Source organism: Micromonospora sp. NPDC049891, assembly GCF_040660295.1.
Lineage (GTDB): Bacteria > Actinomycetota > Actinomycetes > Mycobacteriales > Micromonosporaceae > Micromonospora.
On record NZ_JBFAML010000083.1, the window covers coordinates 1 to 1,242 of the forward strand.

The window sequence follows — 1,242 nt, forward strand, 5'->3', positions numbered from 1 at the left end:
GAGAAGGCGGCGTAGAGTGGCGCCAGGAAAATCAGGTCGCGGTCGCGCTGCCGCCGTTGAATATGGCGCTGGCGCGTTATCTGGTGCTGCAGGCGGTGAAAGGCGGCAAGATCCGCGGGCGCAGCGCACTGCGGCCTTTAGATATCCCCGGGCTGAGCCGCTTGCTGGTGCAGGTTTCCAACCTGATCCTTGACTGCCCTGAGATCGCCCGGCTGGATATTCACCCGGTGCTGGCTTCCGGCAGCGAGTTCACCCTGCTGGACGTTTCGATGCAGCTCGCACCGTTCAGCGGCGATCCGCAGGCGCGGCTGGCGATTCGGCCTTATCCGCATGAGCTGGAAGAAACCATCGCGCTGAAAGACGGCAGCCAATGCCTGTTCCGCCCTATCCTGCCGGAAGACGAGCCGGCGCTGAAGCATTTCATCGACCGGGTGACCAAGGAAGATCTCTATTACCGCTACTTCAGCGAGATCAACGAGTTTACCCATGACGATTTGGCCAACATGACGCAGATCGACTACGATCGGGAAATGGCCTTTGTGGCGGTGCGCGCAGACGAGATCATCGGCGTGACCCGCGCGCTGTCCGATCCGGACAACACCGATGCCGAGTTCGCCGTGCTGGTGCGTTCCGACCTGAAAGGCGTGGGGCTCGGCCGCCAGCTGCTGGAGAAAATGATCGCCTATGCGCGCGCGCATGGCCTGACCCGCCTGAGCGGCATCACCATGCCGAATAACCGCGGCATGATCGCGCTGGCGCAGCGGTTGGGCTTTGGCATCGAGGTGCAGCTTGAGGACGGCATAGTCAATCTGACGCTGCCGCTGCAGGCCGACGACGCGCAGTGACCTGCGTCGCAATGCGCTACGAATCCACCACTTAACGCCAAAACATACGCACAATCGAGGCAACTAATGGTATTATCGCCCGATTATTCGGTTTATTGTTTTTAAGTCTGTGGCGTTCCGGCCATCAATCATGAGAGAAGAAGCGCACTGTGATGTTGTCAAAATTTAAACGTAGCAAACATCAACAACACCTTGCACAACTGCCCAAACTCCCCCAGACGGTTGCTGATGTTCGTACTCTGTACGCGCCGTCCGACTTTCGCGCCACGCTGCTGGATTCCATCGCCAACGCCACCCAACGCATCTATCTGGTGGCTCTGTATCTGGAGCATGACGACGCCGGGCGTGAGATCCTCAACGCGCTGTATCAAGCCAAGCAGCGGCGGCCCGAGCTGGA

Annotated in this window: 2 protein-coding genes; both read left to right on the plus strand. The window is 59.5% G+C overall.

The genetic code is table 11. The annotated features are described in order from the left end of the window. Nucleotides 1-845, plus strand: an 845-nt coding sequence (locus AB0I71_RS32560; protein WP_357591204.1) for a GNAT family N-acetyltransferase, incomplete at its 5' end; no start/stop codon positions are given. 149 nt (nt 846-994) lie between these two features. After that, the coding region (locus AB0I71_RS32565) for a hypothetical protein (RefSeq protein WP_357591206.1) at nt 995-1,242 on the plus strand (248 nt) is incomplete at its 3' end.